This window comes from Paraburkholderia piptadeniae, from assembly GCF_900007165.1.
In the GTDB taxonomy this organism is placed as follows: domain Bacteria; phylum Pseudomonadota; class Gammaproteobacteria; order Burkholderiales; family Burkholderiaceae; genus Paraburkholderia; species Paraburkholderia piptadeniae.
The window spans coordinates 132,356-151,697 of sequence record NZ_CYGY02000068.1; the positions used below are offsets into that span (position 1 = coordinate 132,356).

At 59.8% G+C, this 19,342-nt stretch carries 18 protein-coding genes and 5 pseudogenes; 12 read left to right on the forward strand and 11 right to left on the reverse strand.

All coding sequences use genetic code 11. From position 1 onward, the window contains the following. The first annotated feature begins 2 nt into the window (after positions 1-2). The 3 genes from BN2476_RS33185 to BN2476_RS33195 are packed head-to-tail and all read left to right on the forward strand — an operon-like array spanning position 3 to position 2,078. Complete coding sequence (locus BN2476_RS33185; RefSeq protein ID WP_087738422.1) at positions 3-755, forward strand: aspartate dehydrogenase domain-containing protein; 753 nt, start codon at positions 3-5, stop codon at positions 753-755. Beyond that, the gene (locus BN2476_RS33190) at positions 752-1,570 is read left to right on the forward strand and encodes a PhzF family phenazine biosynthesis protein (protein WP_087738423.1); all 819 of its coding nucleotides are present in this window, start codon (positions 752-754) and stop codon (positions 1,568-1,570) included. Before BN2476_RS33185 ends, BN2476_RS33190 begins: the two co-directional genes overlap by 4 nt. Before the next feature lie 46 nt (positions 1,571-1,616). Further along, positions 1,617-2,078: a RidA family protein gene (locus tag BN2476_RS33195; protein WP_087738424.1), complete on the forward strand. Its 462-nt coding sequence runs from the start codon at positions 1,617-1,619 to the stop codon at positions 2,076-2,078. Positions 2,079-2,201: 123 nt separating this feature from the next. On the opposite strand, the gene BN2476_RS33200 is transcribed toward BN2476_RS33195, so the two are convergent. Next, entirely contained in the window at positions 2,202-2,582 is a 381-nt protein-coding gene (locus BN2476_RS33200; protein ID WP_235851069.1) for a hypothetical protein, read from the reverse strand. Between the two features lie 225 nt (positions 2,583-2,807). Then, positions 2,808-2,936, reverse strand: a pseudogene (locus BN2476_RS48690) (HU family DNA-binding protein); the annotation flags it as partial. On the opposite strand from BN2476_RS48690, the gene BN2476_RS33210 reads away from it, so the two are divergent. After that, entirely contained in the window at positions 2,901-4,343 is a 1,443-nt protein-coding gene (locus BN2476_RS33210; protein ID WP_087738493.1) for an MFS transporter, read from the forward strand. The pseudogene BN2476_RS48690 and the gene BN2476_RS33210 overlap by 36 nt on opposite strands. A 38-nt stretch (positions 4,344-4,381) precedes the next feature. Here BN2476_RS33210 and BN2476_RS33215 read toward each other — a convergent pair whose 3' ends face one another. Next, positions 4,382-5,104 (reverse strand): IclR family transcriptional regulator, encoded by a 723-nt coding sequence (locus BN2476_RS33215; RefSeq protein ID WP_087738426.1) that lies wholly within the window; start codon positions 5,102-5,104, stop codon positions 4,382-4,384. Between the two features lie 285 nt (positions 5,105-5,389). Between BN2476_RS33215 and BN2476_RS33220 the strand changes: the two genes are divergently transcribed. The 4 genes and pseudogenes from BN2476_RS33220 to BN2476_RS33235 all read left to right on the forward strand — a co-directional run. Further along, positions 5,390-6,214: a hypothetical protein gene (locus tag BN2476_RS33220; RefSeq protein WP_087738427.1), complete on the forward strand. Its 825-nt coding sequence runs from the start codon at positions 5,390-5,392 to the stop codon at positions 6,212-6,214. A gap of 103 nt (positions 6,215-6,317) precedes the next feature. Continuing rightward, a complete protein-coding gene (locus BN2476_RS33225) occupies positions 6,318-6,845 on the forward strand; it encodes a hypothetical protein (protein ID WP_143811100.1) in 528 nt (175 codons plus the stop codon). Positions 6,846-7,020: 175 nt separating this feature from the next. Further along, positions 7,021-8,536 (forward strand): annotated as a pseudogene (gene istA / locus BN2476_RS33230) (IS21 family transposase). Next, positions 8,533-8,874: pseudogene (locus BN2476_RS33235) on the forward strand (ATP-binding protein); the annotation flags it as partial. The pseudogenes istA and BN2476_RS33235, both read left to right, overlap by 4 nt. Before the next feature lie 28 nt (positions 8,875-8,902). Here BN2476_RS33235 and BN2476_RS33240 read toward each other — a convergent pair. From BN2476_RS33240 to BN2476_RS50105, 3 genes and pseudogenes are all read right to left on the reverse strand, one after another. Then, positions 8,903-10,963, reverse strand: a complete 2,061-nt coding sequence (locus BN2476_RS33240) for a recombinase family protein (RefSeq protein WP_087738429.1) — start codon at positions 10,961-10,963, stop codon at positions 8,903-8,905. Continuing rightward, positions 10,944-11,099 carry a hypothetical protein gene (locus tag BN2476_RS46725; RefSeq protein WP_160111802.1) on the reverse strand — a complete coding sequence of 52 codons (156 nt, stop codon included), beginning with the start codon at positions 11,097-11,099 and terminating at the stop codon, positions 10,944-10,946. The genes BN2476_RS33240 and BN2476_RS46725 overlap by 20 nt, the downstream gene beginning before the upstream one ends. Before the next feature lie 70 nt (positions 11,100-11,169). Next, a pseudogene (locus BN2476_RS50105) lies at positions 11,170-11,433 on the reverse strand (DUF5372 family protein); the annotation flags it as partial. Between BN2476_RS50105 and BN2476_RS33245 the strand changes: the two are divergent. The 3 genes and pseudogenes from BN2476_RS33245 to BN2476_RS33255 all read left to right on the forward strand — a co-directional run. Continuing rightward, positions 11,412-11,915 (forward strand): annotated as a pseudogene (locus BN2476_RS33245) (ATP-binding protein); the annotation flags it as partial. The pseudogenes BN2476_RS50105 and BN2476_RS33245 sit on opposite strands and share 22 nt — an antisense overlap. Continuing rightward, positions 11,912-12,223 (forward strand): hypothetical protein, encoded by a 312-nt coding sequence (locus tag BN2476_RS33250; protein WP_087738430.1) that lies wholly within the window; start codon positions 11,912-11,914, stop codon positions 12,221-12,223. The pseudogene BN2476_RS33245 and the gene BN2476_RS33250, both read left to right, overlap by 4 nt. Before the next feature lie 314 nt (positions 12,224-12,537). After that, positions 12,538-13,059, forward strand: coding sequence for a hypothetical protein (locus BN2476_RS33255; protein WP_087738431.1), 522 nt, complete (start codon positions 12,538-12,540; stop codon positions 13,057-13,059). Positions 13,060-13,137: 78 nt separating this feature from the next. Here BN2476_RS33255 and BN2476_RS33260 read toward each other — a convergent pair whose 3' ends face one another. Continuing rightward, the gene (locus BN2476_RS33260) at positions 13,138-13,530 is read right to left on the reverse strand and encodes a hypothetical protein (RefSeq protein ID WP_162497896.1); all 393 of its coding nucleotides are present in this window, start codon (positions 13,528-13,530) and stop codon (positions 13,138-13,140) included. On the opposite strand from BN2476_RS33260, the gene BN2476_RS49790 reads away from it, so the two are divergent. Continuing rightward, positions 13,515-13,667, forward strand: coding sequence for a transporter substrate-binding domain-containing protein (locus tag BN2476_RS49790; RefSeq protein WP_087738433.1), 153 nt, complete (start codon positions 13,515-13,517; stop codon positions 13,665-13,667). The two genes, BN2476_RS33260 and BN2476_RS49790, sit on opposite strands and share 16 nt — an antisense overlap. A gap of 243 nt (positions 13,668-13,910) precedes the next feature. Here the strand turns inward: BN2476_RS49790 and BN2476_RS45870 are convergent, their stop codons facing one another. The 4 genes from BN2476_RS45870 to BN2476_RS33285 are packed head-to-tail and all read right to left on the reverse strand — an operon-like array spanning position 13,911 to position 19,281. Beyond that, on the reverse strand, positions 13,911-15,536 hold the full coding sequence (locus BN2476_RS45870; protein WP_143811102.1) for a hypothetical protein: 1,626 nt from the start codon (positions 15,534-15,536) through the stop codon (positions 13,911-13,913). Positions 15,537-15,550: 14 nt separating this feature from the next. Beyond that, positions 15,551-16,579 (reverse strand): AAA family ATPase, encoded by a 1,029-nt coding sequence (locus tag BN2476_RS33275; protein WP_087738435.1) that lies wholly within the window; start codon positions 16,577-16,579, stop codon positions 15,551-15,553. 9 nt (positions 16,580-16,588) lie between these two features. Further along, positions 16,589-18,613 (reverse strand): hypothetical protein, encoded by a 2,025-nt coding sequence (locus BN2476_RS33280; RefSeq protein ID WP_087738436.1) that lies wholly within the window; start codon positions 18,611-18,613, stop codon positions 16,589-16,591. Next, a complete protein-coding gene (locus BN2476_RS33285; protein WP_143811103.1) occupies positions 18,610-19,281 on the reverse strand; it encodes a hypothetical protein in 672 nt (223 codons plus the stop codon). The genes BN2476_RS33280 and BN2476_RS33285 overlap by 4 nt, the downstream gene beginning before the upstream one ends. Positions 19,282-19,342 lie beyond the last annotated feature (61 nt).

A 19,342-nucleotide genomic window follows, 5' to 3' on the forward strand; every position in this document is an offset into this window, starting at 1 on the left:
CCATGAACGTTGGAATAATCGGCGCAGGTCGCCTTGGACAGAGCCTCGCGCGTTCCCTGATTGCTGCGGGTCACCGTGTGGCTTTCATCCTGTCTCGCGATGGGTCCCGTGCCATCGCCCTTCCCGCCGTGTGCCATCTCACGTGCCTCGAGGAAGCCGATATCAAGGGTGTCGATCTGGTTGTCGAGGCTGCGTCTCCCGAAGCCGTCAGGCAGCACGGTGCCACCATCCTTCAGTTCTGTGACCTTGCGGTACTGTCCACGACAGCGCTCGCCGATGCGCCTACTGAACGCGCGCTCGCAGAAAGCGCAGGTCAGCACCGGACCCGCCTCACCCTGCTGAGTGGCGGCATCGTCGGTCTGGACGGGCTGCATGCCGTCGGACTTGAACTGCTTCACGTCGAGATCGTCACCACCAAAACGCCGTCAGCGTGGGGCATTCCCAACCATGAAGGGCCGATTGTCATTTTCGACGGCAGCACGCGCGAAGCTTGCGAACGGTTTCCCCGGAATGTCAACGTTCACGCGAGCGTCGCGCACGCGTCCATCGGCTTCGACCGCTGCAAAAGCGTGCTGATGTCCGACCCCGATGCGTCCGCCCTGACACAATGCGTGACCGTAAAAGGGGAGGACTTCGGCTGGACGATCTCGCTTCATTCTCAGTCCATTGGTGGCGTCACCGGCTCGCTTACACCCAGGTCGTTGCTTGGCAACGTGCACCGTTTGCTTGATGAAAAGCAGAAGGCCCAGCGATGAACACGACGAAAGATCTCCCAATCTGGCAAGTCGATGCCTTCTCATCGATGGTCTTCGGTGGCAACCCGGCCGCCGTCGTGGCCATTCCCGGTGCCTGGCCTCCGGATCACGTCCTGCAGGCGATCGCTGCGGAAAATAACGTGTCCGAGACGGCATTTTTCCGGCTGGACGCATCTCCCGTCCCCTTGCGATGGTTCACACCGATCCTGGAAGTGCCGCTGTGCGGGCATGCAACACTAGCGGCGGCAGCTGTGATGCATGAGGCTCTTGGACTCGTCCACGCTGGCTCTGTCGTGGAGTTCGCAACTGCATCGGGGCCGCTCTACGTCCGTATCGGATCGCGGCACTATGTCCTCGATTTTCCTGCGCGATCAACGTCACCGACGACCATGAAAAAAGAGGCACTCGAACGTATTCTCGGTGCCGCCGTCAAGGAGGTATGGGAAAGCATGGATCGCTACGTGTGCGTTCTCGCCGACGAAGCGGCTGTCCAGGCTGTCGAGCCGGATCTTGCTGCTGCGTCGGCGCTCCCGCTGCCAGGCCTTCTCGTGACCGCGCCTGGCGACCGATGCGACTTTGTATCAAGGTACTTCGCGCCGGCGAAAGGCGTGCCTGAGGATCCCGTCACCGGGACGTCCCATTGCACGCTTACGCCCTTTTGGGGTCAACGCCTCGGAAAGACAAGTCTGGGCGCCCGGCAACTTTCCCGACGCGGAGGGCAGATCGAATGTTCGATCCACGGAGATCGCGTCCATCTGACGGGCGCCTGCCGGTTTTATCTTCGAGGGTCCATTACGGTGCCGGCAGTCGCGTGAACTTACCCGCGAACACAGCCAGCGGCGCCACCTGAAGCGAGAACGTATGTCACCGGAACTGAGAATTGTCGCCCTTGGGCTGACCTTGCCTCCAGCGCTGCCACCCAGAGCGAACTACGTCCCGTACAGACGGGTTAATGACCTGCTGTTCCTGTCTGGACATGGACCAAGACTGCCGGATAACACCTATCGGCTGGGAACCATCACCGGACAGGCGCAGATCGCCGATGCCTATGCGGATGCGCAGCTCACCGGGCTCAACATGCTCGCGACACTCAAGGAGGCCGTCGGCGAACTGAACCGCATCACCGCGGTAATCAAACTGCTTGGCATGGTTAACGCCGCGCCATCATTTACGGCGCACTCGAAAGTCATCGATGGCTGCTCGGACCTCTTTGTCAACGTGCTCGGCGATGCGGGCAGGCACGCCCGTTCGGCAGTGGGAATGTCGTCACTGCCCAACGGCATGACCGTCGAGATCGAGGCCATCGTGCAGATTGCACCATGAGAATTCCAGCGGCCTGGAGACGGAAGAACCGGCCACCGGATCTCGCGAAATGACGTCCCGAAGCTCGCTTTGCAGGTAACGGCGTAGCCAACGGCACGGGTGGTCGGGGCCGTTGACGGTAATTTAGTTATCCTGACTTGCTTCAGGCACAGGTGAAGAGGCGTTGCCCGCCAGAAAGTGTCTCAATCGCCGCTCAGCTTCCATCACCTTGTGAAGTGGCGCAACGGCGAGTTGCGAATCATGCAGTGCAAGCAATTTCTCGAAAACGGGCACCACGTCTTCCGCAAGTATCCACTCGCCCGATTCGTGAGCGAGCGTCAGGGCAGCCTCAACCGCACGCTCTGCCGTCTTGTACTGCCCGATCGGTTCAGCACCGAAACCGGGCTGCTGCAGAAACCACGCAACGTACATCGCGCGCGCGAGTTCGTTGAACAGATACCTGTTCCCATGACCATCACGGCAAGCCACGAGCGCAAGATGATAGGTCAGCGACTGCTCACGCACGGACGCATGATCCATCGGCAAAAGCATCGCCTTCGTGAGCGTACGCCGGGGCGGGCCCGGCCCTCCCCTTCTTTTTGAAGCCATTGGGTGATCAGCGGTCTCCAGACAGGACCGACGCATTGTAGCGAAATGCATTGCAAGGCAGCGCAATCCCGGCGGTGTCTGGCAAAACCGCCGGTGTTGCATGGCCTGGACTGGATTGCTGGCGAACCTGATCCGTCTGTATCAGAAGGCGTTCACCGCATCCTTGAATGCCTTGCCCGCTGTGAATTTTACGGTTCTGGCTGCGGGAATCGCGATGGTTTCGCCCGTCGACGGATTGCGTCCACTTCGTGCTGCGCGCGAACCGCTGAGCCCGATGGTCTGGATTACCCAGCCAGGGTTTATGCGCTCGCGACCATTTTTATCAGTATCACGCTGGCGCTGGTCGACAGTGCCGTCGCCAACGTCGCACTTCCCCTGATCGCCGCCGACCTGAAAACCGAAGCGGCCGTATCGCTCTGGGTTGTCAACGGGTACCAGTTTGCATTCGCGATCTGCCTGATACCCTTCGCCGATCTCGGGGAAATTCATGGATATCGCGTCGTCTACCGCCGTGGCCTGATCGTTTTTACGGTTGCGTCGGTTGCCTGTGCGGTCGTCCCTTCCATGCTGGCCCTGACGCTCGCCCGCATCGTGCAGGGTGTCGGCGCCGCAGGCATCCTCAGCGTGAATACGGCGCTGTTGCGACACATCGTGCCAGGGCGCAGTCTCGGTCGGGCGATCGGATGGAATTCGCTCGTTGCCGCGACGGCAGCGACCATCGGGCCTTCACTCGCGGGTGCCATCCTGTCCATCACCTCATGGCCCATGCTGTTTGCCATCAACCTTTCCCTGGGGCTGCTTGCTATTGCCCTGGCGTCGAAGAACCTCCCTGCGAACGAACTCTCCAGCCGGTCGTTTGATTTCGTCAGCGCCGCACTCAGCGCAATGCTCATCGGCTCGCTGAGCGGTAGCATCGAGCTCTTCGGTCATGGCATGCACTGGCAGCTCACGTTGACGGGTGGCGTGCTGCGCGCTATCGCAGCAGGGCTGCTCGCGCGTCGCGAGTTGCGCGCAAGTCATCCCCTCGTTCCTTTCGATCTTCTCCGGATACCCGTATTCTCCCTTTCGGTGGTAACGTCGATCTGCACGTTCGCTGCGCAGATGATGGGGTTGGTGTCACTGCCTTTTCTTTTTCACGAAACGTACGCGTTTGCACCGGGAAAGGTCGGGCTGCTGATGACGCCCTGGCCTCTTACCGTCGCCCTGACCTCGCCAGTTGCCGGTCACCTTACCGACCGGATTGCGCCGGGCCCGCTTGGCGCCGCCGGGCTGTTGATTTTCGCGCTCGGCCTGGTGAGTCTTGCCGCACTGCCCCACGCACCCAGGGAGTTGAACATCGTGTGGCGCATGGCATTGTGCGGGCTTGGATTCGCACTTTTCCAGTCACCGAACAATCGCACGCTGCTGGAATCCGCACCGCGATCCCGAAGTGGCGCGGCCAGTGGCATGCTCGGCACTGCCCGGCTGATCGGCCAGTCGACGGGCACGGCCATCGTGGCGCTGTTCCTCGTGCGCAAAGGCGTAAACGGTGTCGCGACGGCCCTATTGACAGCAGCCGCGTTCGCTGTTTTTGCGAGCGTAGTCAGTGCATTTCGTATCAGGACCCCGCCTTCGCGCACGGCGGGTCGCCACCTTCGGGCGGCGCCTTGCCGTGGGTCGAACACCGGCAGTCGATGACCTGTCTTCAGGCGGAACAGCCGGACATCCGAAGCGTCCTACCCGTCAACGACGAGCGTGGCGCCCAGTTGCCGGCTCGACGACATGGCTGCCTCGAACAGCAGGGACTTGAAGCGGGTACTTCTCACGTCGAAATGTCCGTTGACACCGGCGAGTGTCAATGTCCCCAGAAAGATATCCCCAGGGCCGAACAACGGCGTCGACATCGATGCAAGCAGCGGGTCGCCCTTTCCCCTCGTGCAGATGATGTCTTTCTCCGACAGCGGCGCGACGTCGCCGTAGCGCTTTCCTTCGTATCGCAGCAGCACGAGGCTGGACGCTGCCTCATCGACCGGCAACCGGCTGCCCGCACGCGTGGAAACACGAACCGCGCGATCGGGATCCGAGCGAAGCAGACAAAGCTGGAAATCGCCATCGCGGATATAGACGGACGCGCTTTCGTTGGTCGCACGCGTGAGCGCGTCCAGCACCGGCTGCATGACGCGAGAAAGATCGAATGTGGCTTCAAAAGCCTTGCCCAACTGGAACGCTTTCGGGCCCAGACGGTACAGACCGTCCTCGTCCTTCCGGATAAAACCTCGCCCCTCAAAAGAGATCATGTAGCGCAGAATCACACTCTTGAACAGGCCCGTTCTTTGTTCGAGTTCAATCAGGGAACGCGGGCCCGGGCGATCCAGAAATGCCTCCAGGATCATCAACGATCTGTCAGCAGCGGCAACGGCCCGGTTGACAGCGCCCTTGTCTTCGTCGTCTTCAGTCATCTTTTCGTTCGGTTCATCAAATTGACGGTGGCGAGGTAGACGCTACCTGTCGCGCATCGCCGTGCCTTTATCGCATCAAACACGACGGCTCTCGCCCGCAGAGATTCGTCGCGCGGATGCGTGATGTGCAGCACGATTGTCGCACGTCATAACGCCATTACGCTCTAGCCGGGGGCCTGCCGCTACTCGCGTCGCTGCTCGCCGGATCGCGTGGCACACCCGATCGTCGTACGCGCTAAACTCGCGCTTTTTTCCTGCACCGTTCACGCGCGAAAGAGGAACGAGATGGCACTTGAATCAATAGCCGAAGCCAGCCTGGCTGTCGCCAGCGACCGTCACGAGAAGGCGGTTGCCACGCTCGGACCGGCAGTCAGGCCGATCTACCGCGCCACCAACCTGGGCAATCCGGACCATGAAGGGTCGTGTGTTCTGGTCGAACTGAACAGATCAAGGTACATGGTCACTGCGTCCCACGTGATCGAGGCAGGCAGAATCGAGTACTCGGAACTGTATGTCGGTGGCGAAAAAATCTTTGTCAGGATCTCTGGGGAAACCTGGCGCACGCAGGCGCCAGATGGTGTCAGGAAGGATCCTTATGATTTTGCCATCTGGAAGCTGTCCGATGATGTCGTACAAAACCTCGGAGACGTTGTCTACATCGGCTCCGAAAACATGTCGTTCGGGCAGACGTCGTCAAGCGGCCATGTCTATTCGATCATCGGCTTCCCAAATACCAGAAACGAGTCCATCGACAGAGAACAGTGGATTGCCTCGTCGAAACCATGGAGCTATTTCTCTGTCGCCCGGGATGGAACTGACGCCGCCCGGACGATGGGTGTTGACGGGGAAAATCACATATTCATCGGCTTTGACAAGTATTCGAGGGACTCGCAAGGGCGGAAAGTCAAGTCGATCAGCCCGCGAGGCGTCAGTGGCGGTGCTGTCATTGACCTGGGCAATCTGGGTGATCCACACTCACTGGCACCCGATGCCCGGTTCACGCCTCGCCTGGTCGCGATTTTCATCGAGTACAGGAAAACGTACAAGGTGACGGTAGCGACGAAGCTTGGCCTGATTCTCAAGGCAGTCGAGGCCGGACAGCATCGCTAGCGTCCGGCAGGCCCCGTCGGTATCCGCCAACACCCGTCCAGTCAGAACCTGAAGAATGCTCGCCGCATCCATGTCCTCTGCCCGCCCCCCTGTCCCGAGTCTTGTGCACCAGCTCTTCGAACTTCTGGCCGGGCACTGCACCGCGGCGGACGGAGGACGGGACACCTTTATCGCAAAAGTAAACGCCATACTCGAGGCGTCGACGCTGGACTCCAGTAAAGGAATCGACGCCTTGTGGCAGCAGTCGTGGGACAAGCCACTCTACGCGGATCAATACGCGTATATCGCAAGCAAGCTGATCGACAGGCTGCGAGCCATGACGCCATGTCCGCTGGACGATTTCCGCGGCTTGCCTGCGCAGGCAGGCATCCTGTCGGGCCTCAAGCGCTATACGCTGAAGCACGAACGGCTGCTCGCGCTCGGCGCGGCCTGGGAGCGCATTGCCGCCACTCACATTGCCACCGCCCTGCAGATCGAGCACAACCTGAAGACCCTTCTACCCGCAGAGGCGATCCAGTTCGCGCGGCAGGCCATCGGTGCGCCGGGTCATAACAATACGGCCGATGAGCGCTCCCTGTTCGATGAAGTGACGGCGATCCGAGGCTTCGGTGCCGCGCGTCAAACAAGATGAGAGCAGCGCGTCAATCAGGATGAGAGTACTGGCGTTGCGGCAGCGGTGGAGGGCGTAGCCCGGAACCGCTGCCGCAACGCCGCGCCGAGGAGCTCCCCCGTCGTCGGGGTGCCTTGTCGGTGGTCGCGGTAAATCGGGTATGAACAGCTCTTCCTTGTAGCGAAGGGAGGCTGAGTTGCCCGGCCGACACATCAACGACCATCAGATGAGGCTATACATGAAGTACAGACTCAAGGAGGGGCCGCCCCAAGCGGCTGCGCGCGCTGGGTTCAGCGCCGCCACGGGGCTATCGCATCGAACAGGACCGGCGACTGCCATCGCAGAAGAAGACACCACGTGGGCGTCGCCGTCCCGATCCTCTTGCGGCAATCTTTGACACCGAGATCGTGCCGCTGCTCCAGTCCGCTTCCGGCATCCGGCCGATCGCCGTACTGGACGAGATGCTTCGGCGCCATCCCGACCTGCCGGGCAACGTGCGCCGCACACTGGAGCGGCGGATTCGCGACTGGCGCGCACTCCATGGCGAGGAACGTGACGTCATGTTCCGTCAGGTACACGAACCCGGTCGTCTCGGTTTGTCCGACTTCACCGAGATGGACAGCCTGGGCGTCACCGTGGCGGGTCTCACGCTTGACCACCGCCTCTATCACTTCCGGCTGGCCTGCTCGGGCTTTGAGCACGCTCACGTCATTCTCGGCGGCGAGAGCTATGTCGCGCTGGCTGAAGGGTTGCAGAACGCCATCTGGGCACTCGGAGGCGTGCCGCGCGAACACCGCAGCGACAGCCTGTCGGCGGCGTTCCGCAATCTCGAAGCCCAGGCGCGCGAGGATCTGACCACGCGTTACGAAGCGCTGTGCGCCCACTACGGCATGCAGCCCACGCGCAACAACCGTGGCATCGCCCATGAGAACGGCTCCATCGAGAGCCCTCACGGCCACCTTAAGAACGCAGTGCGCGATGCGTTGCTTCTGCGCGGCACTAACGACTTCGACGATCTCGATTCCTATCGCCGCTTCATCGATGAGATCGTCGGTCGAATCAACGCGCGTAATGGCAAACGCATTGAGGCCGAGCGGGCACTGCTTCAGCCGCTTCCGGCCCAGCGTACGTGCGACTACGAGGAAACGCGCGTGTACGTCACGACCAGTTGTGGCTTCGTTCTGCGCAAGGTGTTCTATACCGTTCCGTCACGGCTGATCGGCCATCACCTGCGCGTACGCTTGTACGACGACCGGCTGGAGCTGTTTCTGGGCAGTACGGCCCTGATGACACTGCAGCGCGGCCGTCCCGGTCCCAACGGCAAGCACGGCCACGTCATCAACTACCGGCACGTCATCCACGCGCTGCGCCGCAAGCCCATGGCCCTGCTCAACCTGGTCTACCGCGATCAGATCTTTCCGCGTGAGGCCTATCGCCTGAGCTTCGAGCGCCTGCTCGAGCAACTCCCGGAGCGCCAGGCATGCAGGACCATGGTTGAATTGCTCAGCCTGGCCCACGAGCACAACTGCGAAGCGCAACTGGCCCAGGCGCTGCAGCGGTGCCTGGACGATGGACAGTTACCCGATCTGGACGCACTGTGTTCGCGTTTCGAAGCGAAGCCCGCGAGCGCCATGCCTGAGGTGAGCGTCCAGCTCGCACCGCTGAGCGACTATGAAGCTCTGCTTGACATGGCAACGGAGGTGGCAGCATGAGTCACGACATCGACGCCACCCGCCTGTCGCTGCTGCTCAACGATCTGCGGCTGCCGGCCATCAAGCAGATCTGGTCCAGCTTTGCCGAGCGCTCCGACACGGAAGGCTGGCCGGCAGCGCGCCTGCTGATGGCGCTGGCCGAACACGAGATCGCCGAGCGTGATCGACGCCGGATCGAGCGTCACCTCAAGGACGCCAAGCTATTGCCGGGCAAGACGCTGGAGAACTTTGATTTCGATGCAGTGCCGATGGTGTCCAGGGCGCACGTCTCGGCGCTTTGCGCTGGCGACGGCTGGTTGCGTAACGGCACCAACCTGATTCTTCTGGGGCCCAGCGGACTCGAGACATAATGCTCACCTCTCTATGTTATTGAAGATCAATGGATAACTGATCCGGATTGGCTGACTGCGGACCAGTAAAAGCCTCGCGCCTCGCGATCAATGCGTCCACATCTATTCGCTTCACGATCCACGGTGCGCCTGCACAGGCCTGTGTCGCGGGAAGCTCCTTGATTCGGATCAGACGAAGGACTGTTGCTCCGCTCACGCCAAGGACGGCGGCGACCTCCGCAGCATTCAGTTCGTTGCGCTCCTGCCGCTCTCCCTCCCGATAGGCAGCAATTGAATGGTCACGACGCAAAATACACACGCGTGCGGCCGTCCATGAGAGACCTTTGGCGGTGCGCTTCCCCAACCGGTTGATGACTGAAGCAATTGCCATATCGGGAAGCGATCTGGCCAGCGCGCGAACAATATCGACCGTTTCAGCGGCAGTCGACCAACGATGCTGTCCGGTCCGATTCGACTCAAACACAAGCTCGGTGTGATCCCCGCCCTGCCAGTGCAGGAGCGTCCGGATAGTGCTGCCCTGTTTCGTAACGACGATTTCCTTGAGTACGGTACGCAGGATACGTTTCTTGATTTCGATGGGGCTGGCAGGATGATTCCACAGGCTCTCCAGATCCGCTCCGAGCCGCATGATCTCTTCGCGGGCGGCATCGCTTAGCGCGTCTTCGGGATGCTCACGCAGTTCATCAAGCTCTGCTTGCCGCTGTGCCTGTATCGTTAATGCCTCATTCCACCGACGCTCCAGTTCCGAAGCAACCAGCCTATTCTCCGGATCAATCGCATCATATTGCCGCCGTGCGCGAGAAGCTTCGTAGCGGGCCTGTTCGAGTGCCAGCTCCTTGTGGCGGATTCGCTCATCCTCGCTGATTCGTTTGTGCTCAAGCGCTTCCAGCGATGCACGAATCCCCAGCGGTTCAAGTCGGCGGAGAATTTCTTCGGATACCAGACGATCAATGCGAAACGCACCGAACGAAATGCATTTCGGTCCGCCATGATTGATCATGCTGCCACGACAGTCGTATCGACCGACCTTGCCATCGATTCCTGAATAGGCAACGTGCAGCTTACGGCCACAGTGGCCGCAACGCAGCAGCCCTGCCAATAGTGTACTTCCGCGTTTAACAGCGCCTCGGACCATGGTGCCTTTCATGTTGGCATTGTCAGTGATCAGTTTGCGATTACTTTCGTATTCGTCCCAGCTGATGTAAGTCGCATGATGATCGACAATCAGCACCTGCCAGTCTTCGCGGTTTACCTGCTTGCCACCATGAAGCCGCTTCCGGCCATTCTCGATACGCACGATCGTCTTCGTCTTGCCAAACGCATAGGCGCCGGCGTATGTCGGATTCGTCAGAATGTGTAGCAACGTATTGTAGACCGGCAGTTTCCAGACGATATGGCGACCCTCTGCCCCATAGTTCGCTGCGGGCAATTCGATGTGCTCCTGGCGGATCCATAGCAGAACCTGCCTGACACTACCCATCTCACGGAACTTCCGAAACACGAGATCGAGTGCCTCGCGAATACGTTGATCGGGATCCTTCTCGATGCGATCGTTGGGTGCGCGCACATAACCAATAGGCACGCTCATAAACAGCTCTCCACGTTTTGCCTTCTGATCGAGTGCGGCCTGGGAACGCTGACGAAACGTCGAGAGTTCCATCTCCGATAACGTGCCCTTCATGCCGAGTAACAGTCGATCGTTCGGTTCCCGCGGGTCGTAGATGCCATCCTCGTCCACCAGGATCGTTCCCACGAGCCGGCAGAACTCAAGCAGCGTGTGCCAGTCCCGTCCGTTGCGCGCGAGCCGCGACGCCTCGATACAGAATACTGCGCCGATCTCACCACTGCATAGTGCCGCGAGCAGCCGCTCGAAGCCGGGTCGATGTATACCTGAGCCCGATCGCCCCAGATCGTCATCAATGACCGACACGTCGGGCCAGCCTAGGCTTCGCGCACGGTCTGCAAGGCTGTACTGACGTAGCCGGCTCTCCCGGTTGTTCTGTACCTGGTCGAATGTCGACTGCCGGATGTAAACGCACGCCTTGCGTGCAAGATGTTCAGCGCGGATCTTGTTCATCACGCACCTCTCTTTGTTCGGCGTCGATCACCGACTGGATCAGCAGCGCCAACTGCGCCACCACTTCCGCCTGCAGGTCCTCCGACATTTGTTCGTTGTTTCCGGCTTCCCTGAACAGTTCCTGTTGTTTCATCATCGTCTTTCGCATCGCCCGTTACCTTGTGAGTGGACAACACATCACAAGATAGCGCGGCGTTCACGAGACGCTGCAGTTCGTACAGCACTTCAAGCGGTAGTGATGGCTGGGCAACGACGCGCATATGAGCGGCACCCTCCGAGGTCATCCACGGCGGAAGATGGGTGCGGGTGCCATCCGGTTGCATGATGATCAGATACGACTCACCGCGAAAGCGATTGACCCCGATCACGTTGATCCTTTCGCCTGCGCGTGGATGATATGGATACCGAACGACTACCTCATCTGCATGATCATGGGCAGTGTGTCGCTGGTTCGAGTGGGGGTGGCAAATCGCACTTGTCGTCGGCCATTGGACTGAGCCTGCTGGAGAAGGGCTGGAAGGTCCTCTTCGCTCGCACTACGGACCTCGTGCAGCGGTTGCAGGTCGCGCGCCGCGAGCTCGCTCTGGAGTCTGCCATCAACCGGCTGGATCGATTCGATCTCCTTGTTTTGGATGATTTCGCATACGTCAGCAAGGATCAGGCCGAGACGTCGGTGCTGTTCGAGCTCATCAGCGCCAGGTATGAGCACCGTTCTCTTTGCATAACGGCCAACCAGCCGTTCGGCGAATGGGAGAAGGTCTTCCCCGACCGGGCCATGACGGTGGCCGCCGTCGACCGGCTGGTCCATCACTCGACCATCTTCGAGCTGAACGTCGAAAGCTACCGTCGCCGTACCGCCCTGGAGCGCAAGCAGCAGGGTCCGGGACGCCCGGCCAGTCGAGCGACACCAAAGAACGTCGGCGTGCCGCCAAAACAGGAGGATCAACAATGACGGGAAATTCGCAGCTCACGGGTGTAACGCGTGACGACGCATCCGGCAGTTCGATGCCGACGCCCCGCGCGCTCACTGGAGCGCAACGGCAACGTGCGTATCGCTTGCGGCGCAAACGGGCCGTGATAGACGCCATTGGTGAGGAAGCCCTGGCGTCACGCGTTACGTTGCTGGCCCTGCTCGGCGACGCACTGGCTGCAATGGAAGCCAGCTGCACTTCGACGATGCTCATCGAGATCAAACGCGAGAGCGTAAAGCGCGTGCTCAAAGCCATCGTCACGCGTTACGGCATCGACCTCACCGACTGACGCGCTGTTCTCATCCAGATTGACGCGCGGCTGGCAGGCCAAGCTCGCCGGCGTCAATCAACACCGGCGTCATTACCCTCGCCACCACATTCTTATCCTGATTGTCGCGCGACCAGAATACCTGCAGCGTCACGTGTTACACAGTAATCCTCAACGACTGAAGTCCTCATCTTGATTGTCGCGCGACCCCCGCTCGCCAGCGTCAATCAAAACCGCGCGTCAATCAATAAACGCTTGTCAGCGTCAATCAACATCGGCATCATCATTCCTGCCGCGACATTCTCAAGCTGATTGTCGCGCGTCTCTCATCCAGATTGTCGCGCCACAGCTTCGGCCAGATCACCGCCCTGCACATCAGCACGGACCTGGGTTACCCCGTTTACAAACCGGATCGCTGGCTGTTGCGCTTCGCAGCGACGGATCCGTCAGTAAGATCGGCGATTGAATCCAGACTTCCGGCCGGCATGACACTCGATCGCGTCACCCAGGGCTATCTGGAACGCCACCTTGAGCTTGTGATGTTCGCGATCGATCAGCTCACGGAAGATTTCCAACGGACACCTCAGCCCGCGGAGATCGTCGACCTGAATATCGGCTTCAGGCGTCACCGCTTTGTGGACCTCATGGTGGTGAAGTTCGGGATGACACCTGAAGCACAATTCGGAATCAGCATCTCAGGCAAGCGCCGGCTTTTAACCGACGACGGACTCGCGCAACGCTATCCGCACCTGTATGCGATTGCCAAAGAGATGGCCCAGGCGATCGAGGACGGGCAGAAAGCGCGTGCTGCCAGACGGCGGGCAAGGGCCGCCGCCAGTAGCAATCCAGCACGCTGATCCCGCGAGCCGTCTGTCGATGCGCGGGTCGTTTCCTCTCCATGCTGCTCCATGCCGCTTCAGGCACGAGCCAACCGGTCAATAAACGTCCGTATTGCGCTCCAGTTCCCCCAGCCACGAATAGATTCCGCCCAGCATCATGAACACGCTGTCCGTAACCTCGCCAAGGTGTCTTACGTTGATATGCCTGAGCTCAGGCAGTGACACCTCACCTTTTTTGCTGGTCGGATATCTGAACGAGAAGGACAATGGATCGACGGCGTCCAGGTGCCAGATCACCTCTTCAATGGCGAGCACTTCCTTGCCGTCCTGCCGCGGATCCAGCTGCCCGAGCAAAGCGCGCAGTTCCGCCCACAGTGGCATGAGCCGGTGGTCGTGGTCGGCAGCCGGTAGTTTTCCTGCCAGGCGCCGTGCATAGGGCAGGATGAGTTGTTCATCGCAACAGGACATAAAGCGTGTGTGGATACGCACTCGACGTAGACATCTGCAAACAGATCGCGAAGGATCTGGGCTTCGCGGCGGAAATTCGTCCGGTCGCGGTTGACGCGCGCATCGCCGCACTCCAGACCGGCCGGGTGGACGTTGTGCTCGGCAAGGGATCCAGATAGCAGACATCCGGACAGCAGCGCGCATCACTCCACGAGTCTGAACCGGGTCCGAACGCCTTATGAGAGGCTGGTCCGACTCCGTCCATGAGCTGCGCAGGCCGGCGGACTTCGCCGGCCAGAACATACACAGACGATTGACGTGGCGTGCGGGACGAGTCTCCATGCAGGTCCATGTGATGGCCAGCCGAACTCAAGATGTCCAGGACACGATGGATCGTGCGGTGTCCCGAGAAATTGTGCGTATCAGCCGATCATGGACGGAAAGGGAATAACATTCTCAAACCGAGAGCCACTCCCGTGACCATAACGCAGTTTGAACAGTGGATGGGGAATTTCACGGTCCTGCCAAGGGAAAGTATCCGCATTAAACTGGGCGTGCGCGTCGAACATCGAACCGCCGACTGATCGACGGTGGCTGCAACGTGCGTTTGCGTGGTCCAGCAGCGATCGCGCATCAGGTAGCAAGACGGAAAAGCCACGCCCCGGTGCGGACGAGCGCTGATCTGCGCGTGTACTCGTAATAGCAGAGGGCAGTTGAAGTTCGCCGGACGTCAGTGGGTTGATCACCACCTTGACGTTCTCCTCAATGTGACCGACCTCCAGTTCCATCCACAGCCTGAGGAACTCGGCATACAGGAGGCGAGGAACGAGATCAGGCGGCGGAATCATCCCGCGTAGAGACAATGGTCTCAATGTCCAGCGTTCAACTGAACCATCGCGGTGCGCGTCTCCCGAGGCAGGCCAGTGGTCGGAAAACGATCGCGGAGGATCGATCAGGCGAGCTTCGCTCACTGCAGTACGCGGATAATCCGAGTCGATCAACCGCAACAACTTTAGTTCCCGCTCGATCTCCGCGCCATCCTGCTCGACCGCACGCCTCCAGGTAATGTAAGCGATGCAAACGGCACACGCATACTCCCGATCAAGACAACTGAAATCGGACCTCTCCGCCGAAGCAAGAATCGACAGACAACGCCGATGCCGACGGATAAAGCGCCGAAATATCTTGCGTCGCACGCTGCGATAGTGCCGGATAGCGAGTTTCTCCCAAGTCTCGTCGTCCAGCACACAGGCATCCGTTGGAGTCGGCCATCTGACAATCATTGCGGGTGTCGTCTCAACGGGAGACGATTGCCAACACCTCGGCAACGATACAAGCGCCTGCACGCTGCCCCATTTCAGCCTGACGTGACGATCTCGCGCGACAGCACTCAATGCGTCCCCGAGCAGATCGTTTGCGCACGGCTCCCTTTCGCGCACGGCGCGCCACCAGGCGACGATCTGCTTGCACGATTCTTCCGCTTCACGGCAAAGTTCGGGATCCACGCGACTGGTGACACGACGAGTTGCATCAATGATTCGCGTACCGCACACCGGACAAACAACACCTTCGGACGCGTTACGCGGATCCATGTTTCGTACCGCCATGGCGCATCGCGTGCACCCTCGGGTCAGGGCAACGCGATGCCATGGGCAGTGCGTCAGTGCCCCAATCGCAAAGAGACTGCAGTGATACCCAGCACGCATGCACTCCGGACAATGCCGGATGCCCATGGTGTTCTTACCAGAAGACGGAAACCCCAGCGCGTCCAGAAAACCCCTTTGAAGGACAAATCGCGGCTCACCCAGGAGTGAGGAATAGACGTGGAACGAAACCCAGTATCCACAAAGCAGATCGTCTGCGGACCTTGCCCTTCCAACTTCCGACAATGAAAGCAAGCGTCGAAGCTCTTCCCACGCGAGGCAGTTGATTGCCATCACGCGCGCAAAGACCAGCCAGCCTGACTCGAATGGCGCGATACTGCCGGCCAGCCAGGTCAGCCGAGCGTTGGGAAAATCACGATCGGTCGCATTCAGGATCCGTCTCATGCGACTCTTCTCCGTCAGCTTCCCCAGCTGAGGTCCGAAACATCGATGGCATTCTGGATATCTTTCGCCTCCAGCACGAACTGCTCATTGTCAAACCGATGAAGCGACAGAAAGAGCCAGTCAATGGTCATGGTGATCGCCTCCATGTTCAATCCGTCCTCGGCGTCAGGCATCGCTGCCGACATTTCCTGCCAGATCAGTTCCGCGCAGCGATGGAACCGGAATCCCCGTTGATACGCCTGTGGAAAGAAAAATTCGGTGTAGCTCCAGCCCGACCCTTCTGGCCATTCGCTCCCGGTGTCCAGATAAGTGAGCACGTCTCTGAGCATATCGACCCCCGTACAGCCTACAAAAGACTTCGGACGCCGAAAGAATCTCGCTATCAGCTGCTGCTTGTTCTGCTGCTGCAAAGAGGTTATCCGTTGCGCGACCCCCGGTTGTCCGAATGAAATCACCGTCATGGTGATGCCGCGAAGCTCAAGCAGGTTACCGAGTTCCAGAAGGCTGACGATATCTTCGTCCCCGAACAGATTGACTTCATCGAGAATCATGACAAAGTGATCTCCGCCTTTTGCGGCAAGTGCTGTCTCCACATCCGCCACCACATTGCGCAATAACAGGGTCGCGTCGGCTCTCGCCGCGCATACGTGTTTTACACTTTCGAGTATCACACGGTAGGCGTGCCCAGCGACCGGCCGCAGCGTCGAGCGCGCTGCCACGACGATCACGTGGATGTGCGGAAACTCCTCGAGCAGATACTGGCGGATCGCCTTCGCGCAAGTCGTCTTGCCGTATCGTGTCTTTCCGATGAAGATCAGGCCAGTGTGTCGGGCGTATACACGTTCGCGACTCGCCCGGTAGGCGTGCTGGATCACCGTCGTGGGGATGGTGTAGCGTCGCTTCGTCAGGGGATGGTGGGGGAGCAAAGCCGCGCGATGTTCTGGCAACCAGCCGCCAGCGGGCATTTCCGGAGCTGCGTCACCGTCCTCGTGACTGATCCTTTTACGCCCGTGAGCAGTTGGCTCATCAAGTGCGACGCCCATACGCACCTCCTATCTGTTGTTGAGCCGCTTCTTCGTCGTAAAAAAGTCATCTGGCAGCGGAGGCATCACCGTCAGCTTCAGCGATTCGACAATCGGCTCAATACGCAAGTCCGGCTTGCGCTTTGTGCTGCCGTCCCCAAGCCGCGGATTGACGCCTGCGTCGCGTGCCACTCGCGCGGCTTCGGTCGCTTCTTTCGGTGCTGGAGCCTGCCGCTTAGTGTTCGCTTTGGCTTTGACGGCGAGCCAGTCGAGGTATGTCTGCACGGGATCATCGGTCTGGCACAATTGAAGGATGCGCCTGTGGGCAAGACTGAAAATTGCGCGGCGGGTAGTGAGATCGTGCTTCGTCACGCCCCATTTCCCCCGTGCCACAAGCACGCCGTACTCCTCGCCGCTGGTCAGAAACGCACGAACCTGCCTCAAATCTTCATCGTCGATATGAATCACGATCTGCTTGCCCAGCAGCCACGCGGAATCGGCAAGAAGTGGATTCGTATAGCGCACGTTTTCGAGCTGGATGTACGGCCTGCGCCCCGATCGGATTGCGCCGCGCACCGTGACCACTTCGGTTCGAAGCGCAAGTCGCGGCAGGCCGCCGATGTTGGGCGGTAGCGTTCTCACCATGCATCGGGGAGAATCTCCACAGAGAAACTGGCGCATCGCTTCAAGCGGCGTGTTGTAGTAGTTTCGTTCACCCGCCACAGCGTTATGCTCGGCAAAGTGGACGTCAACCAGTTGCTCAGCCTCATCCGCGCGGATCTTGAATCGCCCCGCTGCGACTTCCGCATCCGGCGCGCGTCCGTCTCCATGACCGGATCCCGTCGTCGACGGGAAGCGCTGGAAGACGTTCATCGCAATTTTTGCGAACGTCCTTTCCACGTTCGGGCGACGCTCAAAATGGCCCGGCGGTCCCCAGTTAATGACGAATCCCGTGCTCCTGCGCACGAAGTCGTGAATCCGGCACGCGAGGTTGGCGAGCGCACCGTCGAGCATTGTGACGCTCCAGACGGCATGGGCTGCTTCGGGTATAACGCCGCTTGGCAATCCGCTGCCAGGCGGATATGCAAGCAGTGGCACGGTGAGGTTCTTCGGATGCCATACCTCGACAATGGCCTTGCGGATCAATGCCGCGACATCCGTCGCACGGACCTCACTGGCGTATACCACGCTGTATGCTAGCACCGCGGTTGTCATGCGCTCGACGGCTGCAAGCAGCCACAGTCGGCGAAGCGTCACTTCCGTCAGTGTTGCCGCAGGTGTCTGAAAAGCAATCGAGAAAAACGCGTCGATTTTGTATGCGTCGATTTCGACGGCGTCAAACGGTTCGGCGTAAGGGATGATCGAAGCCGGCCCCCTTCCTGTAGCAGCGTGCGCCTTGGCCTCGGGCCCTCCCTCATGTCCAACGGCACAGCTAAAGGATTGGCGAAACAACGATCGCATGTAAGGCACGATAGTGTGTCGTCCTTGGTGCTTCGTACGAAATGGCCATTCCTCGTCCGTCACCTTCTCCCGCCGCAATGCTCCGTGGAATATGCGCACCAGATTCGTTCCGGTCGGATGATATTGAGCGGGCTTATTGCGCCTGTCTCTTTTGAGTTGATCGACGAGCTTGCCTTCCATATCAGGAAACCGAGCCAGAATTGCGGCGAGCGCGCACGACATACCCCCCTGCTGCTCCGGCCGCTTCTCCCGCACTGTGTTGCGCCGGGCATTCGATCGTAGGTGCACGTATGGCAGAAGGGCTCTGTATCCCTGAATGCGTCCATCGCCGGCAATCTCGAGGCATCGCTTGAACAGAATGCGCACCATCGCACGGTTCTGGCCAGTCACCGCCTGGATATCGCGATAGGTCTTGCCTTGCGAAAACATCTGGATGGCCTTGATCCGGTTCGCGAGCATCTGATTCCGCGATTTCGTCTTGTCATCAGGACTCGCTCCCAGTTCGAAATCGACTGATGGCCAGGCGTCGAGTGGTTCTGCACTCGCCAACGCTTCTTTACGCGACCAGCTTTGTGCACGTTTTGCGGGAATCATGCTTCGCCCTCCCACCGCCACGGCGTGTCGAGCGTATAGCCAGTCCGGGACAGGTCTAGCCGTAGCCACGCGGCAATCGCCAAACGCGCGACCAAGCCCTTCACGAACGCGTCGTCGACGTCAGGTACGGCGTCGACGATCTGGCGCACGGTTCCCGTTTCTAGCTCGCGTGCGGTGCGAGACACCAATACCGTCTCAGATACGAGCCGTTGATCCCGCAACACAGCAGCGAAACCAATGACCTTGGCCCACCGCATCGCGACAGTGGCGCCTGAGCGCAGATCCGCCTCTCGGATCAGTTGCACTTCATTCGCCGAGTCGAAGCTGGTAGGCCGAGCCGCTTCTTGATCGGCGATACAGCCGTCTGGCACTATCCTGTGCCCCACAATCCGACTGTCGCGTGTTGTCACTAGCGCATGAACGTTGGGCCGCTCCCCTGCAGTGTCGGGATCGACTATATCGTCCGACAATTCGAAGGAGACGACCTCGGGATTCGTCTCCAGGTACGTGATCCAGTGCAGGAATCGGTAGTCGGAAGAGACAATCCAGTCCCGGTTTGTTTTGACGCTGTAGACAAGGTAAAGCTGCCGGTTTCGGTGGCCACGATACCGGTAAGCGCGCATGACGTTTGCGCGCTGCTGCGACGAGAGAGTTGAATGGGGCGCCATGACGCCTCCATACGCGGTGAACCAACAACCGTCAAGATTGGGTAAACTTTAGTTCAAACGG